The following is a 17888-nucleotide window of genomic DNA, read 5'->3' as shown; positions in this document are numbered from 1 at the left end:
CACGCATGGCGTGGATCGACCACAGCCTGGTAGTGTCGGCCGCTGGCCGGCAAACCTGAAACGGGTGGATTCCTGCAGGCGCCGGCCAGCGGCCGGCGCTACCAATCCCCGGCCAGCAACGCGTCGGCCAGCACCTGCAGCTTCGGCGAATGCTGGCGCGACGGTGGGTAGATCAGCGACAGCGCACGGCTGCGACCTTCAAACGGCTGCAGCACACGTTGCAGGCGGCCGTCAGCCAGCGCGTCGGCCACCGCGAAATCCATCACCTGCACGATGCCGATGCCGGCGATGGCCGCTTCCACCAGCGGATCGCCGCTGTCGAACACCATCCGCGTCGGCGGCGTGAACTCGCGCAGTTGCCCGTCCTGCAGGAACTGCCAGTCCACCAGCCGGCCACTGCGCAGGTTGCGCACCGCCAGGCAGGCGTGATCCTGCAGCGCGGCCACATCGTCGGGCGCGCCACAGCGGTCGAGGTAGTCCGGGCTGGCCACCGTCACCCATCGCAGCGGACGCAGCGGGCGCGCGACTATGCGCTGGTCGGCGATGACGCCGGTGCGCAGCGCGGCGTCGAAACCTTCCTCGACCAGATCGACCAGGCGGTCGCTGAGCACCGCCTCCACCTGCAGTTGTGGATGCCGTTGCAGCAACGGCCCCAGCAGCGGCACCAGCACCTTGCGCCCGAACATCGACGGCGCACTGATCTTCAACGTACCCGAGGGCGTGCACGGGCGGTCGGCCAGTTGCCGCTCGGCATCGTCCAGGCCGGCCAGCAGCGGTGCCACCTGTTCCACGAACTGGCGGCCATCCGGGGTCAACGCCACGTTGCGGGTGTTCCGCTGCAGCAGCTTTACCCCCAGCGTGGCTTCCAGCCGCCCGATCGCGCGCGACAGGCCGGACTGGCTCAGGCCCAGCTGCCCGGCAGCGACGGTGAAGCTGCGTGCCTCGGCCACCTGCACCAGCATGCGCACGGCATTGAGGTCCAACGAGGATCCATTCATGCCGAAAATCATGACAGATATGGTCGGGCAGGGGTTTATTGATTGGCCCGCATCAATGAGACTGCGCTCCCCCATCGATCCAGACCGCCGATGCCTCCCCTCAAATACCCGCGCTGGGCGTTGACCCTGCTGGCCACCGCGCAGCTGATCATCGCCCTGGACGCCACCATCATCTTCGTCGCCCTCCATGACATGGGCCGCGCGCTGCAGATCAACGCGCAGCAGCTGCAGTGGGTGGTCAGTGCCTACACCGTGGCGTTCGGTGGCAGCCTGCTGCTGGGTGGCCGCGCCGCCGACCTGATTGGCCGTCGCCGTTTCTACCGGCTGGGCATGCTGCTGTTCGCACTGGCGTCGCTGCTCGGTGCGTTGGCGCCGAATGCCACCTTGTTGATCATCGCGCGCGCCGCGCAGGGCGTCGGTGCGGCCCTGCTGTTCCCCGCCACGCTGGCACTGATCAACACGCTGTACGCCGAAGGCCCGGTGCGCAACCGCGCGCTGGCGATCTGGAGCATGGCCAGTGCGGTCGGCCTGGCGCTGGGCACGCTGCTCGGTGGAGTGCTGACCCAGGCGTTCGGCTGGCCGGCGGTGCTGGCGGTGATCGTGCCGCTGGCCACGGCGTGCGCGGTCGCAGCCGGTGCGTGGTTGCCGTCCGATGGTCCAAGGGTGCGCGGCCGCTCCTTCGATCTGGCCGGTTGCCTGACCGTCACCGCCGGCGGCAGCCTGCTGGTCACTACCCTGGTTCAAGGGCCGGAGTGGGGCTGGACGGCACCGGCCACGCTGATCTGCCTGCTGCTTTCAGCCGTGCTGTTGACGGTGTTCGTACAGATCGAAAAACGCAGCCGTGACCCGCTGATGCAGTTTTCGCTGTTGCGCCTGTCGGGCCTGCGCGCGGCACTCGGCCTGACCTTCGCCTTCATGAGCAGCTATGGCGTGCAGTACTACTTCCTGGCGCTCTACTTCCAGGATGGCTATGGCTGGAGCCCGCTGCAGGCCGGCATGGCCTTCCTGCTGCCGACGTTGGTGTGCACCTTCGGCATCCGTATTGCCGAACGCATGCTGCGGCGCCGTTCGCCAAGGCAGGTACTGGCCTGGGGCTTCGCCGCCGGTGCCATCGGCATTGCCGCGGTGGCACTGGCGATGCCGCACGGTGCCAGCTACTGGCCGCTGCTGCCGGGCATCGTGGTGCTCAGCATCGGCCAGGGCATGAGCTGGACAGCGATGTGGATCGTGGCCGGGCAGGGCGTGCCGGGTCCGCAGCAAGGCGTCGCGTCCGGCATGGCGGCCACCGCCCAGCAGATCGGCGGCGCGTTGGGACTGGCGGTGCTGGTGATGGTGGCCAACGCCGCGCGCGGCACGCAGGCCGCAACCAGTGCCGACGCCCTGCAAGGCATGGTCAATGCACAGTACGGCGCCGCGTTGTTCGCCGCGCTCGGCGTGGTGATCGCGCTGGGCCTACGCCCGGCGCCGGTCGAATCGGCCGCCACCGTCTGCCCGGTCAGCGATGCATGATTGAAGGCGCTGCCGTGGGTGGATGTGCCACGCCTGCGGTGGTGCCGGCCGCTGGCCGGCAACCTCGGGGTGGTTGGATCATTGAGGTTGCCGGCCAGCGGCCGGCACTACCGATCCGGAATGGATCCACGCGCGTTCAACCGAACGCCAGCAACTGCGGCTGCAATGCGCTGAAGATCCGCGCCAGCCGCTCCGCCCACGCCTGCTGCCCAGCCACATCGGCAATCAGGTCCTGGCGGATTTCCAGTTCCACGTGCACCAGCCCGCGGCCTTCGCCATGCACCGGCACTGCGTAGTCGCTGGTGCTGCTCACCGAATACGGTTCATTGTCACCAACCACCAGGTCGCCTTCCTCGCGCAGTGCCTGCAGCAAGGCATGGGCGAAGCGCGTGTCCTGGTGGTACAGCACGCCGGCATGCCACGGTCGCTGCGCGCCGTTCATCGCCGGAGTGAAGCTGTGCATCATCACCAGCAGGGTGGGGCGGCCGGCATCTCGGCGCGCATCCAGTTCCGCGTCGATGCGCGCGTGGTAGGGCGCGTGGATCGCATCGATACGCTGCTGCCGCTGTGCCGCCGACAGCCCGGCATTGCCCGGCACCACGGTGTGGTCGCTCACCTCCGGAATCAGCGTCGGCGAGGCCAGCGGGCGGTTGCAGTCGATCAGCAGCCGCGAATAGGTCTGTTCGATGGCCCAGGCATCCAGCCGTTCGGCCAGTGCGCGGGTGGTGCCGGCAATGCCGATGTCCCAGCCGATATGGCGGTCCAGTTCGGCCTGCGGCAAGCCCAGGCCTGCGAGGGCACGCGGCACCTGCTGGCCGGCATGATCGGCCAGCATCAGGTACGGCGAGGCACCCTGAGGCCGGTGGATCGTATGGATCGCCGGGTCGTCGGCGCCGAGCAGCGCCGGCAGCGCGTGCAGGTCGGCGTCAGCCACGCGGGCGTCCGTCCAGGTGATGCTCGATCATCCACAGCCCGGCCCAGAGCTTGGCGTCCAGCTCGTAGCCTTCGCCCATCTTCTGCACCAGCCAGGCCGCTGCCTCACTGCGCGGAATCTCGTGCACGATGATGTCTTCGCTGTCGTCACCACCGCCCTCGCCAACGCGGCGCAGGCCGGTAGCGCGCACGAAAGCGATCTTCTCGCTGCTGGCGCCGGAAGAGGTCGGGCCGATCAGCAGCACTTCGGCGTGATCGGCGGTCCAGCCGGTTTCTTCTTCCAGTTCGCGCACGGCCGAGACTTCGATCGATTCGCCGGCGTGGATGTCGCCGACCAGGCCGGCCGGCATCTCGATGGTGGGTGCCTGCAGCGGCACGCGGAACTGCTCTACGAACAGCACGTTGTCCTCGGGGGTGACGGCGATGATGATCGCGGCCAGGCCACCGGCGTGGGTACGTTCGCTGTATTCCCAGGTGCCGCGCACCAGCATGCGCTGGTACTTGCCTTCATAGACGACACGCGGGGCTTCGGTGTTGCGCTGGCTCATGCGGGCTCGCTGTGGGTGGGAAGAATATCGGGCACGCCGGCGGCATCGAACAGCCGGCGGCGGGTCATCGGGCCGAAGCGCAGGGTCTGGCACAGGCCGCCGAGCAGCTCGGGATCGGCCGCCTGGCGCAACAGGCCGGGCTGGCTGCCTTCCAGCGGCGCGTCCAGCGCGATGGTGGTCAGCTGGCGCCAGAGCTGGGCGTGCTCGCGCTGCTCGCGCAGGCGCACCGCCATCTGGGCGGCGCCGCGCAGGCGCAGGAACGGCACTTCGTCGAGGCGTTCGTACAGTGCATCCATGCTGCCGAAATGGGCCAGCAGCACGGCGGCGGACTTGCTGCCGACGCCACTGATGCCGGGAATGTTGTCCACCGCATCGCCGCACAGCGCCAGGTAGTCGGCGATCTGGTGCGCGTGCACGCCGTGCCGCGCCTTCACTCCGGCCACGTTCCAGCGCTGGTTGCGTGCGTAGTCCCACTGCTCGTCGTGATCCAGCAGCAGCTGCGACAGGTCCTTGTCGGCGGAGATGATCACGCCGCGGTGGCTGCCACGATGCACATGCAGGGCGCTTCCGATCAGGTCGTCAGCCTCGTATTCATGGTGGGCCAGAACGGCGAGGCCCAACGCTGCGCACAGCGCCTTGCAGTGCACGAACTGGCGCTTGAGCGCCTCCGGCGCCGGGTCGCGGTTGGCCTTGTAGGCGGGGTACAGGCGGTGGCGGAAGCCACTGTCCAGCGCTTCGTCGAAGGCGATGGCGATGTGACGCGGGCGTTCGCGCTCGAGCAGGTCCAGCAGGAAGCGGGCGAAGCCGTGCACGGCATTGGTCGGCCAGCCCTGCGCGTCCTGGAACTGGTCGGGCAGGGAGTGCCACGCGCGGAACACATAGATGCTGGCGTCGACCAGGTACAGCGACGGCGGTGGTACCGGCAGGGTCATGCCGGAGGCGTCCAGTCGCGCAGCAGGATGGCAGGGTCCGGACGCTCGCGCTCGGGCACGGCGGCCTTCGGCGTGCCGATATGGATGAAACCGGCGATGCCTTCGCCCTCGGCCAGGCCCAGGTAGGCGTGCACGGCGGGGTCGAAGGCCATCCAGGCGGTCAGCCACTGCGCGCCGAAGCCCAGCGCCTGTGCGGCCTGCAGCAGGGCGAAGCAGACGCAGCCGGCGGTCATCAGCTGCTCCTGCTCGGGGACCTTCGGGTCCGGGCGCGGGCTGGCCACCACCACGATCACCAGCGGCGCATGGCTGAAACGCTGGCGATCCTTCTCGAACACGGCCTCGCCCGCATGCGGGTCGCGTTGGCGGCTGCGCTCGGCCAGGAAGTCGCCCAGAGTGTGACGTGCATCGCCGGCGATCTTCAGGAAGCGGAACGGTACGCGCTTGCCGTGATCGGGCACGCGCACTGCCGAAGCCAGCATCCGCTGCAGGGTGGCCGGGTCCGGGCCGGGCTCGGCCAGTTGCCGCGAAGGCACAGAGCGGCGGGCATCCAGGGCGAGCAGGGCGGCGGGGTCGGGCATGGAGTCTGAACCGGTCATCACGGAGGTTTGATTATAGTCGGGGTGGTCAAAGACACCGTCTGTGTCGCGTCTGGCCTTTGAATACCAAACTGTGATGAACGTCATGCCACTGGCGGGAAACGGACGGCCGCTTCCCCTCGCCTCGCAGGCCTTGCACGGCTTACGATATCTACCTTGCCGGGCCGCCGGTCATGAGGTTTGAAGTGAGGACTGTTTCACTGTCCGTGACGGGCTGGCCGGCCTACCATCGACGTACCGGTACATGGGGTGTGCCGGTTGTCGCGATGTCCACGTTGTCTGTCGTACCAGAGAAGGTGGGGAGCCTTCCCGAATGATGAGCGCGCCCACACCGATGGGATCGCCGGGCCGTGACCCGGCCCAGCTCCAGCGTGCCCGGGACATGGTCCTGCCCGCGCTGTGCCAGGCCTTTGGCGCGGCACTGGCGCGCTTCGACGATGCCCTGTTCGACCGGGCCGGCAATGCCGGTTCGTCGCAGCTGCTGTTCCTGGATGCGATGCGCGAACTGCGCCGCCGCCGCGAGGACATTGCCGGTGCCTTCTCTGGCCACCTGCAGCGGGCCTGGGATGCGCTGGCCAGTGGTGAGCCCATGTCGGCCGAATCGACGCTGTCCGGCCCAGCCGAGGATGGCCTGAGCCTGCTGGCCGAGCACGTGCTGGAGTCGCGGCTGGCGGTGCGCAATTTCGCCACGGTGCTGCTGCGTGACTTCAAGCCGGTGCTGGCGCGGCTCGACCGTCGCCTGGGCCGTCTGGTCGGCGGCGCCGAACTGGATGCCGACCATAATCCCATCAGCCCCGAACACCTGGGCGTGGCCGTCCACGAAGCCTTTGCCGGCTGTGAACTGGCCCCGGAAGTACACCTGGTGCTGATCAAGCTGTGCGAGCGCGACCTGCGCGCGCCGGTGGGTCGCATCTACGAGAAGCTGGACGAGCAACTGGCCGCGGCCGGGGTGATGTCGCAGATGGGGGCGCCGCGGCGTCCGCCGTCGGCCGCGCCCGACCCGCGCATGGCCTCGGGCCTGGATGACCTGGTGGAGCAGCGCCCGGGCTCGGGCCTGGACGGCGAATTCGGTGATGACGAGCAGGCCGCGCCGGCCTGGGCGCAGCGCTTTGCCGCACGCTGGTCCGAGCGGCGTGGCCACATGCAGCAGCACCTGGGCGCCGAAGGCAGCGGCACCGGCGAGGCCCATGCGGGCCAGCAGGGCATGCTGCTGGAGGCGCTGCACGAACTGCTGCAGCAGACCCGCCACGTGCGCGAGGACGCGACGTCGGCCGCACAGGTGGCGATCGGCCAGCAGCGTCCGCTCAGCCAGCGCGAGATGATGTCGGTGCTGTCGCTGCTGCAGGCCACGCCCAGCGCGACCCTGCGCGCAGCGATCGGCGAGGACGGCGAATCGTTGGCGCAGCGGTTGAAGAGCGAAGTGCTGTCCAGCGCCACCCGTCTCGGTGTCGACCCGGGCCAGACCCGGCTGGACCCGCAGGACGAGGATGCAATCGACCTGGTGGGCATGCTGTTCGACGTGATGCTGGACGAGCGCGAACTGGAAGGCCGCTCGCGCGAGTTGATCGGCCGCCTGGTGGTGCCGTTCGTCAAGGTCGCCATGCTCGACCGTCGCATGTTCGTGCAGAAGACCCATCCGGCGCGCAAGCTGCTCAACTCGCTGGCCGAGGCCTGCGAAGGCAACACCGGCGAAAGCCAGGCCGAGCGCATGCTGATGGCCAAGGTCGAGGAGATCATCGAGCGCCTGGTCGCCGAGTTCAACGAGAACCTGGCGATCTTCCTGACCCTGGAAGAAGAATTCCGCGAGTTCCTCGTGCAGCATCGTCGCCGCGTGGAAATCGCCGAGCGTCGCGCCGCCGAAACGCAGCGTGGCCAGGAAAAGCTGGAAATGGCCCGTACCCGTGCCGGCGCCGAGCTGGACCGCCGCATTGGTGATGCCACCCTGCCGCCGGCCATCGCTGAATTCCTGCGCCAGCCATGGCAGCACCACCTGACCCTGGCGCTGCTGCGCGAAGGCGAGGAGGGCGCATCGGTGGCCGAAGCGCTGAGCCTGGGCGACGGGCTGCTGGAGGAAGTGGCCGAGGCCCGCCGCCAGATCGTCGGCAAGCCGTGGCTGCAGACCTGGCAGCCGGCGCTGGCCAAGGTGTTCGCCAGCGTGGGCGTGCATGGCGACGCCGCCACCGGCGCCATCGATGCCCTGCATGACACCCTGCAGGGCATTGCCGAATCGCGGCCGGAACTGCAACGCGCGCTGCCGGAACTGCCGCAGGTGGCACTACCGACCCCGCCGGTGGCCGAATCGCCGGCGGTCGAACTGGGCGGGCAGATCGATGCCGATGATTTCGACAATGCCGACGCCGATCGCTTCCGTCGCATGGAGATCGGCAACTGGCTGGACTTCGTCGACAAGGACGGCAAGGTGCAGGCCGGCAAGCTGTCCTGGGTCAGCCCGATTTCCTCGCGCCTGCTGTTCGTCAACCGTCGCGGCGTGCGCTTCTGCGTGGCCTCGCCGGAGGAACTGGCGGTGATGGTGCGGCTGGGACGCCTGCGCGCCCATGTGGATGACGGTGCGTTCGACAGCGCGATGCAGGGTGTGATCGATCGGCTGGACCCGGGCAGCGCCACGCTGCACTGAGTGGAGCCGCCTGCTAGGATCGGGAAAACTCACCGATCAGCGGGGACCTGCATGGCCGTGGCGTTGCTGGGGATCAAGGAGACCGCGCCGGGCGAACGGCGCGTGGCGCTGACGCCGGAAACCGCGCGCAAGCTCGGCGCCCTCGGCATTACCGTCTGGTACGAGGCCGGTGCCGGTCTGGCCGCAGGTTTCACCGATGCAGCCTATGACGATGCCGGTGCCCGCGCATTCGACGCCGGGCGCTGGACCGAAATCGACATCCTGTTGTGCGTGCAGGCGCCGCCGGCGGCGGTGCTTGAACAGCTCAAGCCGGGTGCCACCGTGGTTGGCCTGTTGACCCCGGCCAGTGATCCGGGCCTGGCGGCACTGGCTGCCGATGACCGCCTGCACCTGTTCCCGCTGCAGCAGCTGCCGCGTACCACCCGTGCGCAGGCGATGGACGTGCTCAGTTCGCAGGCCGGCATGGCCGGTTACAAGGCCGCGCTGATCGCCGCCGAACGCGCACCACGTTTCTTCCCGATGCTGACCACCGCTGCCGGCACCGTGCGTCCGGCCAAGGTGCTGGTGATCGGTGCCGGCGTGGCGGGGCTGCAGGCCATTGCCACTGCCCGGCGTCTCGGTGCACAGGTGGAAGGTTTCGACGTGCGTCCGGAAACCCGCGAGCAGATCCAGTCGCTGGGCGCGCGCTTCCTCGATCTTGGCGTGAGCGCGGCCGGTGAAGGCGGCTATGCGCGTGCGTTGACCGAAGAGGAACGTGCCGAGCAGCAGCGCCGGCTGGCCGACCACCTGCGCAGCGTGGATGTGGTGATCTGTACTGCAGCGGTGCCGGGGCGACCGGCGCCGACGATCGTGACTGCCGCGATGGTGGAGGGCATGGCCACCGGCAGCGTCATGGTCGATCTGGCGGCCGAGAGCGGTGGCAACTGCGCACTGACCCAGCCGGGGCAGTGCATCGAGCATCAGGGCGTGACCATCGACGGCCCGCTGGGCCTGGCCAGCCGCGGCGCCACCCAGGCCAGCGAGATGTATGCGCGCAACCTGCTCAACTTCGTCGCGCTGTTCGTGCGCGAAGGGCAGCTTGGTTTCGACTGGGAAGACGAGCTGCTGGCGAAGACACGCTGGCAGGCGTGAACGACATGGGGTCAGATCCCTTTGCCTCTGGCAAAGGGATCTGACCCTGGTTCCCGGAATCTGCCAAGGGGCGGATTCCTTTGCCTCAGCAAAGGGCTCTGACCCCGTTCCCCGCGGCGTTTCAGCGCGGCTTCGCCGGCGGTGGGTTGTCGCGCACCCAGTCCTTGCGTTGTTCCGGCGTCATCTGCGACCAGCGCTCGCGCAGTGCGTCGCGCTGCGCGGGCGGCAGTTCCCGCATCTGGCCGAACAGGGCCCGGGCCTGTTCACGCTGTTCCGGGCTCATGTGCTCGAAGCGGCGCAGGCCACGGCGGGCCTTGTCGCGCTCCTCCGGGCTCATCGTCTGCCAGCGCTGGCCATGCGAGAGCATGCGCTGGCGCTGGCCGGCATCGGCGCTGTTCCAGCGGTCGCGCAGTGGCGCCAGCAGCGATTCCCGCTGCGCTTCGCTCAACTGTTCCCAGGCCGGCAGCGGCGTGGCCGGCGCAGGGCGTGCCGCAGGGGCGGGCGCGGCGCTCTGCGCCAGCGCCGGGAGGGCCGGCAGCAGCAACAGGGTCATCAGCAGGGGCAGGGTGTGCAGTCGGGACATGATTCACTCCATCGCCAGGTCGGTATCGCCCAGCCACAGGTACAGATCGGGATTTTCGTCGTAGAGCGCGCTGTTGTCTTCCACCGAGGCCAGCACAGGTGCCGGCGCGGGGCCCGTCAGCGTGCCATGGCCGGTGAACTGCAGGCCGATACCCAGCGCCACCACCAGTGAACAGGCGCTGGCCAGCCACCAGCGCAGGCGCCCGTGCCGGGTCGCGCTGGCGCCGTGTCGGGCCTGGCGCAGGCGTGCCAGCGTAGCCGGCGACAGCGCGTGCAGCGACTGCGCGTGCAGGCTGCGCAGGGTGTCATCGGAAGGCAGGGAGCGGTTCACGGGTGGATCTCCAGGTAGTCCTGCAGCGCCTGCCGGGCGCGTGCCAGATGGGTTTTTACCGCGCCTTCGCTGCAGCCCATGGCGCGGGCGGTGGTGGCCCCGTCCAGGTCCTGCAGCACGCGCAGGGTGAAGGCCTCGCGCTGGCGGGCGGGCAGGCGGCGCAACGCGTCCACCAGCTGCTGGTACTGCTGGCGCTGTTCATGCGCCTGTGCCGGGTCCGGGCCGGGATCGGCCCAGTCGATCTCGCCGCCTTGCGCGTCCTGGTTGTCGCGCCAGAACGGCAGGCGGAAGCGGCGCCGGCGCTGCACGTCGATCACGCGCCGGCGCAGGATGCTCCAGAACAGCGGCGCCCATTCGGCTGCCGGCTTGTCGGCGTAGTCCAGCATGCGCAGCAGCGCGTCCTGCACCGCGTCCATGGCGTCTTCGCGCTGGCGCAGGCCGGCCTCGGCGAAGCGGAACGCGCGCGGGCCGACGGTGGCCAGGAACGCTTCCAGCGATGCCGGCAGGGCATCGGTCTCGGCGCTCGGGGGGACGGGGCTGCTCACCAGCACAGGGTACGGTTCCTCGCTCGGGGTCACCATCGACAACGCGTGAGCGCCGCTTCGGTTGACGCCGGGTGCACGCCGGGTTCAGCCCATGGTTATGATGGGCCGACGAAGACAGAGCGGGAGCGTTGCCAGTGAGTGACGGGTTCGTAGCGCTGTACATCTTCATGCTGGCCGCCATCGCCGGCCACGTGATCATTTCGCGGGTGCCGGTGATCCTGCATACCCCGCTGATGTCGGGCTCCAATTTCATCCACGGCATCGTGCTGATCGGCGCGATGGTGGTGCTGGGGCACGCACAGACACCGTTGGAGAAGGTCCTGGGCTTCCTCGCCGTGGTGCTGGGTGCCGGCAATGCCGCCGGTGGCTACGTGGTCACCGCGCGCATGCTGGAAATGTTCAAGCCGAGCGCGCCCAAGGGCGGCAAGGACGAGCCGAAGGAGCCGCAGGCTTGAACATCAGCACCGTCGAACTGCTCGACTGGCTGGTCAAGGCCAGCTACCTCGTCGCCGCCACGCTGTTCCTGCTGGGCCTGCAGCGCATGGCCTCGCCACTGACCGCGCGCAGCGGCATCCGCTGGGCCGGGCTGGGCATGCTGCTGGCCACGGCGGCCACTTTCTTCCTTCCCGAACTGCACAACGTGCCGCTGATCCTGGTGGCGCTGCTGCTGGGCGCGGGCCTGGCCTGGTGGTCGGCCGGCAAGGTTGCCATCACCGACATGCCGCAGATGGTGGCGCTGTACAACGGCATGGGCGGTGGCTCGGCGGCGGCGATCGGCGCGGTGGAGCTGCTGCGCTACGCCTTCCTTGCCAACCGCGATACCAGCCACTGGAGCGCGCAGGCGCTGGCCGATCTGGCCGCGCGCCAGCCGTCGGGCACGGTGCTGCTGCTGGCGGTGGTCGGCGCAGCGATCGGCGCGGTGTCGCTGTCCGGCTCGGTGATCGCCTGGGCCAAGCTGGATGGACGCCTGGACAAGCGCGTGACCTGGCCGGGCCAGCAGGTGATGAACCTGCTGGTGGCGCTGGCGGTGGTGGTACTGGCGATCATCGCCGCCAGCACGCTCAGCACCTGGGCGATCGTCGCCTTCTTCGTACTTGCGCTGGCGCTGGGCGTGCTGATGACGCTGCCGATCGGTGGCGCCGACATGCCGGTGGTGATCTCGCTGTACAACGCGTTCACCGGCCTGGCGGTGTCGTTCGAAGGTTACGTGCTGGGCAACGAAGCATTGATCATCGCCGGCATGATGGTCGGCGCGGCGGGCATCCTGCTGACCCGGCTGATGGCCAAGGCGATGAACCGGCCGATCCGCAACGTGCTGTTCTCCAACTTCGGCGGTGGTGCTGGTGGCGAAGCGCAGGCGATCAGCGGCTCGCAGAAGCCGATCGAAGCGGCTGACGTCGCCGCGATGATGGCCTTCGCCGAGCGCGTGGTGATCGTGCCTGGCTACGGCATGGCCGTGGCGCAGGCGCAGCACAAGATCTGGGAGCTGGCGCAGCGGCTGGGCCAGCGCGGGGTGAAGGTGAAGTTCGCGATCCACCCGGTAGCGGGGCGCATGCCGGGGCACATGAACGTGCTGCTGGCCGAGGCGGGTGTGCCCTACGACCTGATCGCGGACATGGACGACATCAACCCGGAGTTCGCCAACACCGACGTGGTGCTGGTGATCGGCGCCAACGACGTGGTCAATCCGGTCGCACGAACCGATCCGGCCAGCCCGATCTACGGCATGCCTGTGCTGGACGTGGTCAATGCGCGCAACGTGGTGGTGATCAAGCGCGGCAAGGGCACGGGCTTCGCGGGCATCGAGAATGCGCTGTTCTACGCCGACAACACCCGCATGCTGTATGGCGACGGTGCCGAAGCGGCAGCCTCGCTGGTCAGCGAGTTGAAGGCGCTCGACGGCGGGCATTGAGGACCGGGGGCGGATCCCTTTCCGCAGGAATGGGCTTTGACCCCTTTGCCGGCCAGCGGCCGGCACTACCATCCCATCCACGCATGCGTGGATCTACCTGCATGTCCCCGGCGGGCGTGGCAACCGGCGCGCTCAGCGCGCCAGCCAGGCGCCCACGGCCAGGCCCAGCGCCAGCCACAGCCACTCCACCGCGCCATTGGCCAGGGTGATCAGGGTCCAGGCCAGGTGCGGGCCCATCCGCATCGTGGCGTCCCACAGGTCCAGCCCGATCGAGCCGCCCATCCAGGCGCTGGCGATGGTCCAGTTGGCCACGGCGGCCACCAGCAGGGTGCCCACCACGACCAGCACGATGCGCAGCCGGCCCGGGCCGAGCGTACCCATGCGCAGCATGAACACCAGTTCCAGGGCGGTCAGTACCGCCATCCAGCCGACCTGCCGGCCGGTCATCAGCGCCAGCACCATCCAGGCAAGGGGAGCAACAACCAGGCCCAGCAACAGCATGATGGGCCAGAGCCAGGTCACGGTCCTGGCACGCGCGGCATTGGAGGACATCGAAGCTCCCTGAAGATCACCCACAGGATACTGTGGTTTGCGGCGGTGCACCGGCGGTGCCGGAGCGGCTGGGCTAGAATGCCGTCTTGCGTGGCCCCGGCCACGGCCCCATATCGGTCCCCATGTATTCCCGTAGCAGCGAACCTGTCCACTTCGAGCGCGATTGCGAGGCCGTGATGGTCCCGCAGGGCGATACCGTAACCCTGCCCGCCGGCAGCTATGGGTACATCACCCAGGCGCTGGGCGGCAGCTATTCGGTGTTCGTCGAGGGCAACCTGTTCCGCATCGCCGGCAAGGACGGCGACGCCATCGGCAAGGAGGCACCGGCACCGCTGGAACTGCCGGCCGACGCCACTGATGAACAGGTGGAACAGCTGGTGTGGCAGCAGCTGCGCACCTGCTTCGACCCGGAAATTCCGGTGAACATCGTCGAACTGGGCCTGGTCTACGAGGTCGAGATCAAGCACCTGGACGAAGGCCAGCGCGAGATCGACGTGAAGATGACCCTGACCGCACCGGGTTGTGGGATGGGCGACATCCTGGTCGACGACGTGCGCAGCAAGCTTGAAATGATCCCGACGGTGGCCGAGGCCGACGTCGACCTGGTGTTCGACCCGCCGTGGAACCAGCACATGATGTCCGAGGCGGCCCGGCTCGAGACCGGCATGCTTTGACCCAGGGCCCGCAGTGACGCGGGCCCGGCACTACCCGCAACCAGAACAGGAATCCTCCGGTGTCCCAGTCCATCCCCAGCTTCGCCGTTACCCGTTCGGACCACCCGCGCAGCGCTGAAGAGCGCGCCAAGATCCTGGAGAAGCCGGGCTTCGGCCTGCACTTCACCGATCACATGGTGGAAGTGCGCTGGGACAAGGATGCCGGCTGGCACAACGCCAACGTGCGTGCCTACGGCCCGTTGCAGCTGGATCCGGCTGCGGCCGTGCTGCACTACGGCCAGGAAATCTTCGAAGGCATCAAGGCCTACCGCCATGCCGATGGCTCGATCTGGACTTTCCGTCCGGATGCCAACGGCCGTCGCCTGCAGCGTTCGGCGCAGCGCCTGGCGCTGCCGGAACTGCCGGTGGAGATCTTCGTCGAATCGCTGAAGCAGCTGATCGCGGTCGACAGTGACTGGGTGCCGTCGGCCGATGAGTCCAGCCTGTACTTCCGTCCGTTCATGATCGGCGACGAAGCCTTCCTCGGCGTGCGTGGCGCGCACAAGGCCGGCTACTACGTCATCGCCAGCCCGGCCGGCCCGTACTTCGCCAAGGGCGTTGCCCCGGTGTCGATCTGGCTGTCCACCGAATACGCGCGTGCGGCCAAGGGCGGCACCGGTGCCGCCAAGTGCGGTGGCAACTATGCTGCCTCGCTGCTGCCGCAGCAGAAGGCGCAGGCACAGGGCTGCTCGCAGGTGCTGTTCCTCGACCCGGTCGAAGGCAAGTACCTGGAAGAACTGGGTGGCATGAACGTGTTCCTGGTCTACAAGGACGGCACTCTGGTGACCCCGGAACTGTCGGGCAGCATCCTCGAGGGCATCACCCGCGAGAGCATCCTGCAGCTGGCCCGCGACCGTGGCATGAAGGTCGAAGAGCGCAAGGTCAGCATCGACGAGTGGAAGCAGGGCGTGGCCTCCGGCGAGATCGCCGAAGTGTTCGCCTGCGGCACCGCCGCGGTGGTCACCCCGATCGGCCAGCTGAAGGGCGAGGGCTTCTCGGTGGGCGACATCAACGCGCCGGCCGGCGAAGTGACCATGTCGTTGCGCAAGGAACTGACCGACATCCAGTACGGCCGCTTGCCGGACCGCCACAACTGGCTGGTCAAGCTGGGCTGATCGCCCACGCTGAAACTGTAGCGTCGAGCCACGCTCGACTGCGCTTCCGGAAAGCCCGTCCCCCGTGACGGGCTTTCTGCGTTGTGGGCCTGCGGTCAGATCCTTTTCCATGGGAAAAGGGATCTGACCCCCGAATCAGCGAACGCCGATGTCGGCATAGTCATTCCAGGACACGTGACGGCCCAGTCAGGTCTGTGCAGGACACGAGAAGGTTCCTTCACCTTCACAAACCCTCGACCCGAAAAGTCTCAGAACGAACATTTCATCTTGCTGAAAAGACGCTGAAAATCTTGTGGTGTCCGGTTTCGGCCATTAGCGTCATGTGCACGGCGGATCGTTAGGGGGATCCGCTGACTCACCGGACTTCGAACCTCGCCAATGCAAGCCAGCCCCGGGTTCGGGCCGGTGCTTCTGCCGATTCCGGCATTCACACCACAAGAAAGGGAAATACGATGTCCCAGGTAACGCAACCGCGTGTGCGTCGAGTGTGGGTGGTCCTTGGTGCGTCCGTTCTGTCATCGCTGCTGCTGGCCACGCCTGCGCTGGCCGGTGATGTCCAGCTCAGCGGCCTGCAGTCCGCGCCGACGCACCAGCGCTTCATCGTCAAGTACCGCGACGGCAGCGCCGCCGTGGCCAACACTACTGCGCTGGCTTCGTCGCTGAAGACGGCCGCCGCCGGCCTGGCCAGCAGCCAGGGCCGCGCGCTGGGCCTGCAGCAGGTCCGCAAGCTGGCCGTCGGCCCGACCCTGGTCAAGACCGACCGTCCGCTCGACCAGGCCGAATCCGAACTGCTGATGCGCAAGCTGGCCGCCGACCCGAACGTGGAATACGTCGAAGTCGACCAGATCATGCGCGCGACGCTGACCCCGAACGACACCCGCTTCAGCGAGCAATGGGGCTTCGGCACCTCCAATGCCGGCATCAACATCCGGCCGGCCTGGGACAAGGCCACCGGCACCGGCGTGGTGGTGGCCGTGATCGATACCGGCATCACCAACCATGCCGATCTGAACGCCAACATCCTGCCGGGCTATGACTTCATCAGCGACGCCGCGATGGCGCGTGATGGCGGCGGCCGCGACAACAATCCGAACGACGAAGGCGACTGGTACGGCGCCAACGAGTGTGGCTCGGGCATCCCGGCCTCCAACTCCAGCTGGCACGGCACCCACGTTGCCGGCACCGTCGCGGCGGTGACCAACAACAGTACCGGCGTGGCAGGTACCGCGTTCAATGCCAAGGTCGTGCCGGTGCGCGTGCTCGGCAAGTGCGGCGGCTACACCTCCGACATCGCCGATGCGATCGTGTGGGCGTCCGGTGGCACCGTCAGCGGCGTACCGGCCAACGCCAATCCGGCCGAAGTCATCAACCTCTCGCTGGGCGGCGGTGGCAGCTGCTCGACCACCTACCAGAACGCGATCAACGGCGCGGTCGGCCGTGGCACCACCGTGGTGGTCGCCGCCGGCAACAGCAACACCAACGTGTCCTCGTCGGTGCCGGCCAACTGCCCGAACGTGATCGCGGTGGCGGCGACCACCTCGGCCGGTGCACGTGCCAGCTTCTCCAACTACGGTACCGGCATCGACATCTCGGCACCGGGCCAGAGCATCCTGTCCACCCTCAACACCGGCACCACCACGCCGGGCAGCGCGACCTACGCGTCGTACAACGGCACCTCGATGGCGGCGCCGCACGTGGCCGGCGTGGTCGCGCTGATGCAGTCGGTCGCTCCGAGCCCGCTGAGCCCGGCGCAGGTCGAGAGCATCATCAAGAGCACGGCACGTCCGCTGCCGGGCGCCTGCTCGGGTGGTTGCGGCGCCGGCATCATCGACGCCAATGCCGCCGTGGCCGCAGCGATCAATGGTGGCGGCAACCCGAACCCGGGTGGCAACGTGCTGCAGAACAACGTGCCGGTGACCGGCCTGGGCGCTGCGACCGGTGCCGAGCTGAACTACACCGTCGCGGTTCCGGCCGGCAGCACCCAGCTGCGCGTCGCGATCAGTGGCGGCAGCGGTGATGCCGACCTGTATGTGCGCCAAGGCAGTGCCCCGACCGATACCACCTACACCTGCCGTCCGTACCTGAGCGGCAACAGCGAGACCTGCACCATCAACAGTCCTGCCGCCGGCACCTGGTATGTGCGGGTGAAGGCCTACAGCACCTTCTCGGGCCTGACCCTCAACGCCCAGTACTGAGCCCAAGCCCCTCTCCATGGGCACGCCCCGGCTCAGGCCGGGGCGTTCTTCTTTGGGTAGGTACCGGCCTTGCAAGGGCAGCGCTTTGGTGCGTGCCGACCTTGGTCGGCACGCTGTTCCTCAGACCGACTCGAAGCGGTTGGCGGCCACGTTCTTGCGCACGTGCTGCGGATCGAAGATACGACCGTTCATGGCGATGTATACGCCGCTCGGCAGCGACTGCACCGCACCGATCGCGCAGCCGATGTTGAACTCCGCATCCGACCCACGGAACCGCGCCGGGCTGAGCGCGCCGGTCATCACGATGGTCTTGTCCGGGATCGTCGCCAGCACCTTGCCGGTCTGCACCATCGAGTCGGTGCCGTGGGTCACCAGCACGTGGCGGGTCGGCTGCGCGGCGATGGTGGCGCGGATCAGTTCGCGGTCTTCGTCGTTGATGTGCAGCGAATCCTTGCGCAGGATCGGAATCACGTTGAAGCGGAACGTCACGCCCAGCTCGCGCAGGATCATGCCGATCTGGGGGTCGCCGATCTGGTAGTCCGACTTGTCGTCGAAGTAGATCTTGTCGATCGTGCCACCGGTGGTGACGACCAGGAGCTCTTCCATCATGTGCATGCGCGAAACCAGGACAGGTACAGCGGCGCGGGGCCAGGAACACAGA

Annotated in this window: 18 protein-coding genes; 8 read left to right on the top strand and 10 right to left on the bottom strand. The window is 68.1% G+C overall.

Annotation, left to right across the window (positions count from 1 at the left end; all coding sequences use genetic code 11):
• Nucleotides 1-98: 98 nt before the first annotated feature.
• The gene (locus tag AC5P9F_RS17075) at nucleotides 99-998 is read right to left on the bottom strand and encodes a LysR family transcriptional regulator (protein WP_231347532.1); all 900 of its coding nucleotides are present in this window, start codon (nucleotides 996-998) and stop codon (nucleotides 99-101) included.
• A gap of 90 nt (nucleotides 999-1088) precedes the next feature.
• Between AC5P9F_RS17075 and AC5P9F_RS17070 the strand changes: the two genes are divergently transcribed.
• Nucleotides 1089-2507 carry an MFS transporter gene (locus tag AC5P9F_RS17070; protein WP_005408163.1) on the top strand — a complete coding sequence of 473 codons (1419 nt, stop codon included), beginning with the start codon at nucleotides 1089-1091 and terminating at the stop codon, nucleotides 2505-2507.
• Between the two features lie 136 nt (nucleotides 2508-2643).
• On the opposite strand, the gene AC5P9F_RS17065 is transcribed toward AC5P9F_RS17070, so the two are convergent.
• The 4 genes from AC5P9F_RS17065 to AC5P9F_RS17050 are packed head-to-tail and all read right to left on the bottom strand — an operon-like array spanning nucleotide 2644 to nucleotide 5498.
• A complete protein-coding gene (locus AC5P9F_RS17065) occupies nucleotides 2644-3441 on the bottom strand; it encodes an N-formylglutamate amidohydrolase (RefSeq protein WP_062607744.1) in 798 nt (265 codons plus the stop codon).
• Nucleotides 3434-3988 carry an NUDIX hydrolase gene (locus AC5P9F_RS17060; protein WP_062607743.1) on the bottom strand — a complete coding sequence of 185 codons (555 nt, stop codon included), beginning with the start codon at nucleotides 3986-3988 and terminating at the stop codon, nucleotides 3434-3436. The genes AC5P9F_RS17065 and AC5P9F_RS17060 overlap by 8 nt, the downstream gene beginning before the upstream one ends.
• Nucleotides 3985-4920 carry a 5'-3' exonuclease gene (locus tag AC5P9F_RS17055; RefSeq protein ID WP_005408166.1) on the bottom strand — a complete coding sequence of 312 codons (936 nt, stop codon included), beginning with the start codon at nucleotides 4918-4920 and terminating at the stop codon, nucleotides 3985-3987. The genes AC5P9F_RS17060 and AC5P9F_RS17055 overlap by 4 nt, the downstream gene beginning before the upstream one ends.
• The gene (locus AC5P9F_RS17050) at nucleotides 4917-5498 is read right to left on the bottom strand and encodes a nitroreductase family protein (RefSeq protein ID WP_043033804.1); all 582 of its coding nucleotides are present in this window, start codon (nucleotides 5496-5498) and stop codon (nucleotides 4917-4919) included. The genes AC5P9F_RS17055 and AC5P9F_RS17050 overlap by 4 nt, the downstream gene beginning before the upstream one ends.
• A gap of 331 nt (nucleotides 5499-5829) precedes the next feature.
• On the opposite strand from AC5P9F_RS17050, the gene pacR reads away from it, so the two are divergent.
• The gene (pacR, locus tag AC5P9F_RS17045) at nucleotides 5830-8151 is read left to right on the top strand and encodes a PacR family protein (protein WP_164225638.1); all 2322 of its coding nucleotides are present in this window, start codon (nucleotides 5830-5832) and stop codon (nucleotides 8149-8151) included.
• Nucleotides 8152-8202: 51 nt separating this feature from the next.
• The gene (locus AC5P9F_RS17040; protein WP_043033778.1) at nucleotides 8203-9282 is read left to right on the top strand and encodes an NAD(P) transhydrogenase subunit alpha; all 1080 of its coding nucleotides are present in this window, start codon (nucleotides 8203-8205) and stop codon (nucleotides 9280-9282) included.
• 121 nt (nucleotides 9283-9403) lie between these two features.
• Here AC5P9F_RS17040 and AC5P9F_RS17035 read toward each other — a convergent pair whose 3' ends face one another.
• The 3 genes from AC5P9F_RS17035 to AC5P9F_RS17025 are packed head-to-tail and all read right to left on the bottom strand — an operon-like array spanning nucleotide 9404 to nucleotide 10776.
• Complete coding sequence (locus tag AC5P9F_RS17035; RefSeq protein WP_012479217.1) at nucleotides 9404-9865, bottom strand: DUF3106 domain-containing protein; 462 nt, start codon at nucleotides 9863-9865, stop codon at nucleotides 9404-9406.
• A 3-nt stretch (nucleotides 9866-9868) separates the two neighbouring features.
• Nucleotides 9869-10195, bottom strand: a complete 327-nt coding sequence (locus AC5P9F_RS17030; RefSeq protein WP_012479218.1) for a hypothetical protein — start codon at nucleotides 10193-10195, stop codon at nucleotides 9869-9871.
• Nucleotides 10192-10776: an RNA polymerase sigma factor gene (locus tag AC5P9F_RS17025; protein ID WP_099498133.1), complete on the bottom strand. Its 585-nt coding sequence runs from the start codon at nucleotides 10774-10776 to the stop codon at nucleotides 10192-10194. The genes AC5P9F_RS17030 and AC5P9F_RS17025 overlap by 4 nt, the downstream gene beginning before the upstream one ends.
• A gap of 98 nt (nucleotides 10777-10874) precedes the next feature.
• Here AC5P9F_RS17025 and AC5P9F_RS17020 point away from each other — a divergent pair, with 98 nt between their 5' ends.
• Both AC5P9F_RS17020 and AC5P9F_RS17015 read left to right on the top strand, forming a co-directional pair.
• Complete coding sequence (locus AC5P9F_RS17020) at nucleotides 10875-11195, top strand: NAD(P) transhydrogenase subunit alpha part 2 (RefSeq protein ID WP_060380535.1); 321 nt, start codon at nucleotides 10875-10877, stop codon at nucleotides 11193-11195.
• On the top strand, nucleotides 11192-12652 hold the full coding sequence (locus tag AC5P9F_RS17015) for an NAD(P)(+) transhydrogenase (Re/Si-specific) subunit beta (RefSeq protein ID WP_005412324.1): 1461 nt from the start codon (nucleotides 11192-11194) through the stop codon (nucleotides 12650-12652). Before AC5P9F_RS17020 ends, AC5P9F_RS17015 begins: the two co-directional genes overlap by 4 nt.
• Nucleotides 12653-12784: 132 nt before the next feature.
• Here AC5P9F_RS17015 and AC5P9F_RS17010 read toward each other — a convergent pair whose 3' ends face one another.
• Complete coding sequence (locus tag AC5P9F_RS17010; protein WP_024957742.1) at nucleotides 12785-13204, bottom strand: hypothetical protein; 420 nt, start codon at nucleotides 13202-13204, stop codon at nucleotides 12785-12787.
• A 122-nt stretch (nucleotides 13205-13326) separates the two neighbouring features.
• Here AC5P9F_RS17010 and sufT point away from each other — a divergent pair, with 122 nt between their 5' ends.
• From sufT to AC5P9F_RS16995, 3 genes are all read left to right on the top strand, one after another.
• Entirely contained in the window at nucleotides 13327-13878 is a 552-nt protein-coding gene (gene sufT, locus AC5P9F_RS17005; protein ID WP_012479222.1) for a putative Fe-S cluster assembly protein SufT, read from the top strand.
• A 59-nt stretch (nucleotides 13879-13937) separates the two neighbouring features.
• The gene (locus AC5P9F_RS17000) at nucleotides 13938-15032 is read left to right on the top strand and encodes a branched-chain amino acid aminotransferase (protein ID WP_049431421.1); all 1095 of its coding nucleotides are present in this window, start codon (nucleotides 13938-13940) and stop codon (nucleotides 15030-15032) included.
• A 452-nt stretch (nucleotides 15033-15484) separates the two neighbouring features.
• Nucleotides 15485-17227: a S8 family peptidase gene (locus AC5P9F_RS16995; protein WP_005408178.1), complete on the top strand. Its 1743-nt coding sequence runs from the start codon at nucleotides 15485-15487 to the stop codon at nucleotides 17225-17227.
• A gap of 120 nt (nucleotides 17228-17347) precedes the next feature.
• On the opposite strand, the gene AC5P9F_RS16990 is transcribed toward AC5P9F_RS16995, so the two are convergent.
• Entirely contained in the window at nucleotides 17348-17833 is a 486-nt protein-coding gene (locus tag AC5P9F_RS16990; protein ID WP_010481766.1) for an asparaginase domain-containing protein, read from the bottom strand.
• Between the last annotated feature and the right edge of the window lie 55 nt (nucleotides 17834-17888).

Source organism: Stenotrophomonas sp. YJH_SMC_4, assembly GCF_059371575.1.
The sequence above is the reverse complement of the archived record's forward strand: the minus strand, read 5'-3'. Positions and strand labels throughout refer to the sequence as shown.

What these genes read in the sequence shown, in the direction of transcription:
- AC5P9F_RS17075 (WP_231347532.1), bottom strand. Translation starts at nt 998, where the DNA reads ATGAATGGATCCTCGTTGGACCTCAATGCCGTGCGCATGCTGGTGCAG.
- AC5P9F_RS17070 (WP_005408163.1), top strand. Translation starts at nt 1,089, where the DNA reads ATGCCTCCCCTCAAATACCCGCGCTGGGCGTTGACCCTGCTGGCCACC.
- AC5P9F_RS17060 (WP_062607743.1), bottom strand. Translation starts at nt 3,988, where the DNA reads ATGAGCCAGCGCAACACCGAAGCCCCGCGTGTCGTCTATGAAGGCAAG.
- AC5P9F_RS17055 (WP_005408166.1), bottom strand. Translation starts at nt 4,920, where the DNA reads ATGACCCTGCCGGTACCACCGCCGTCGCTGTACCTGGTCGACGCCAGC.
- AC5P9F_RS17050 (WP_043033804.1), bottom strand. Translation starts at nt 5,498, where the DNA reads ATGCCCGACCCCGCCGCCCTGCTCGCCCTGGATGCCCGCCGCTCTGTG.
- pacR (WP_164225638.1), top strand. Translation starts at nt 5,830, where the DNA reads ATGATGAGCGCGCCCACACCGATGGGATCGCCGGGCCGTGACCCGGCC.
- AC5P9F_RS17040 (WP_043033778.1), top strand. Translation starts at nt 8,203, where the DNA reads ATGGCCGTGGCGTTGCTGGGGATCAAGGAGACCGCGCCGGGCGAACGG.
- AC5P9F_RS17035 (WP_012479217.1), bottom strand. Translation starts at nt 9,865, where the DNA reads ATGTCCCGACTGCACACCCTGCCCCTGCTGATGACCCTGTTGCTGCTG.
- AC5P9F_RS17025 (WP_099498133.1), bottom strand. Translation starts at nt 10,776, where the DNA reads ATGGTGACCCCGAGCGAGGAACCGTACCCTGTGCTGGTGAGCAGCCCC.
- AC5P9F_RS17010 (WP_024957742.1), bottom strand. Translation starts at nt 13,204, where the DNA reads ATGTCCTCCAATGCCGCGCGTGCCAGGACCGTGACCTGGCTCTGGCCC.
- sufT (WP_012479222.1), top strand. Translation starts at nt 13,327, where the DNA reads ATGTATTCCCGTAGCAGCGAACCTGTCCACTTCGAGCGCGATTGCGAG.
- AC5P9F_RS16995 (WP_005408178.1), top strand. Translation starts at nt 15,485, where the DNA reads ATGTCCCAGGTAACGCAACCGCGTGTGCGTCGAGTGTGGGTGGTCCTT.
- AC5P9F_RS16990 (WP_010481766.1), bottom strand. Translation starts at nt 17,833, where the DNA reads ATGGAAGAGCTCCTGGTCGTCACCACCGGTGGCACGATCGACAAGATC.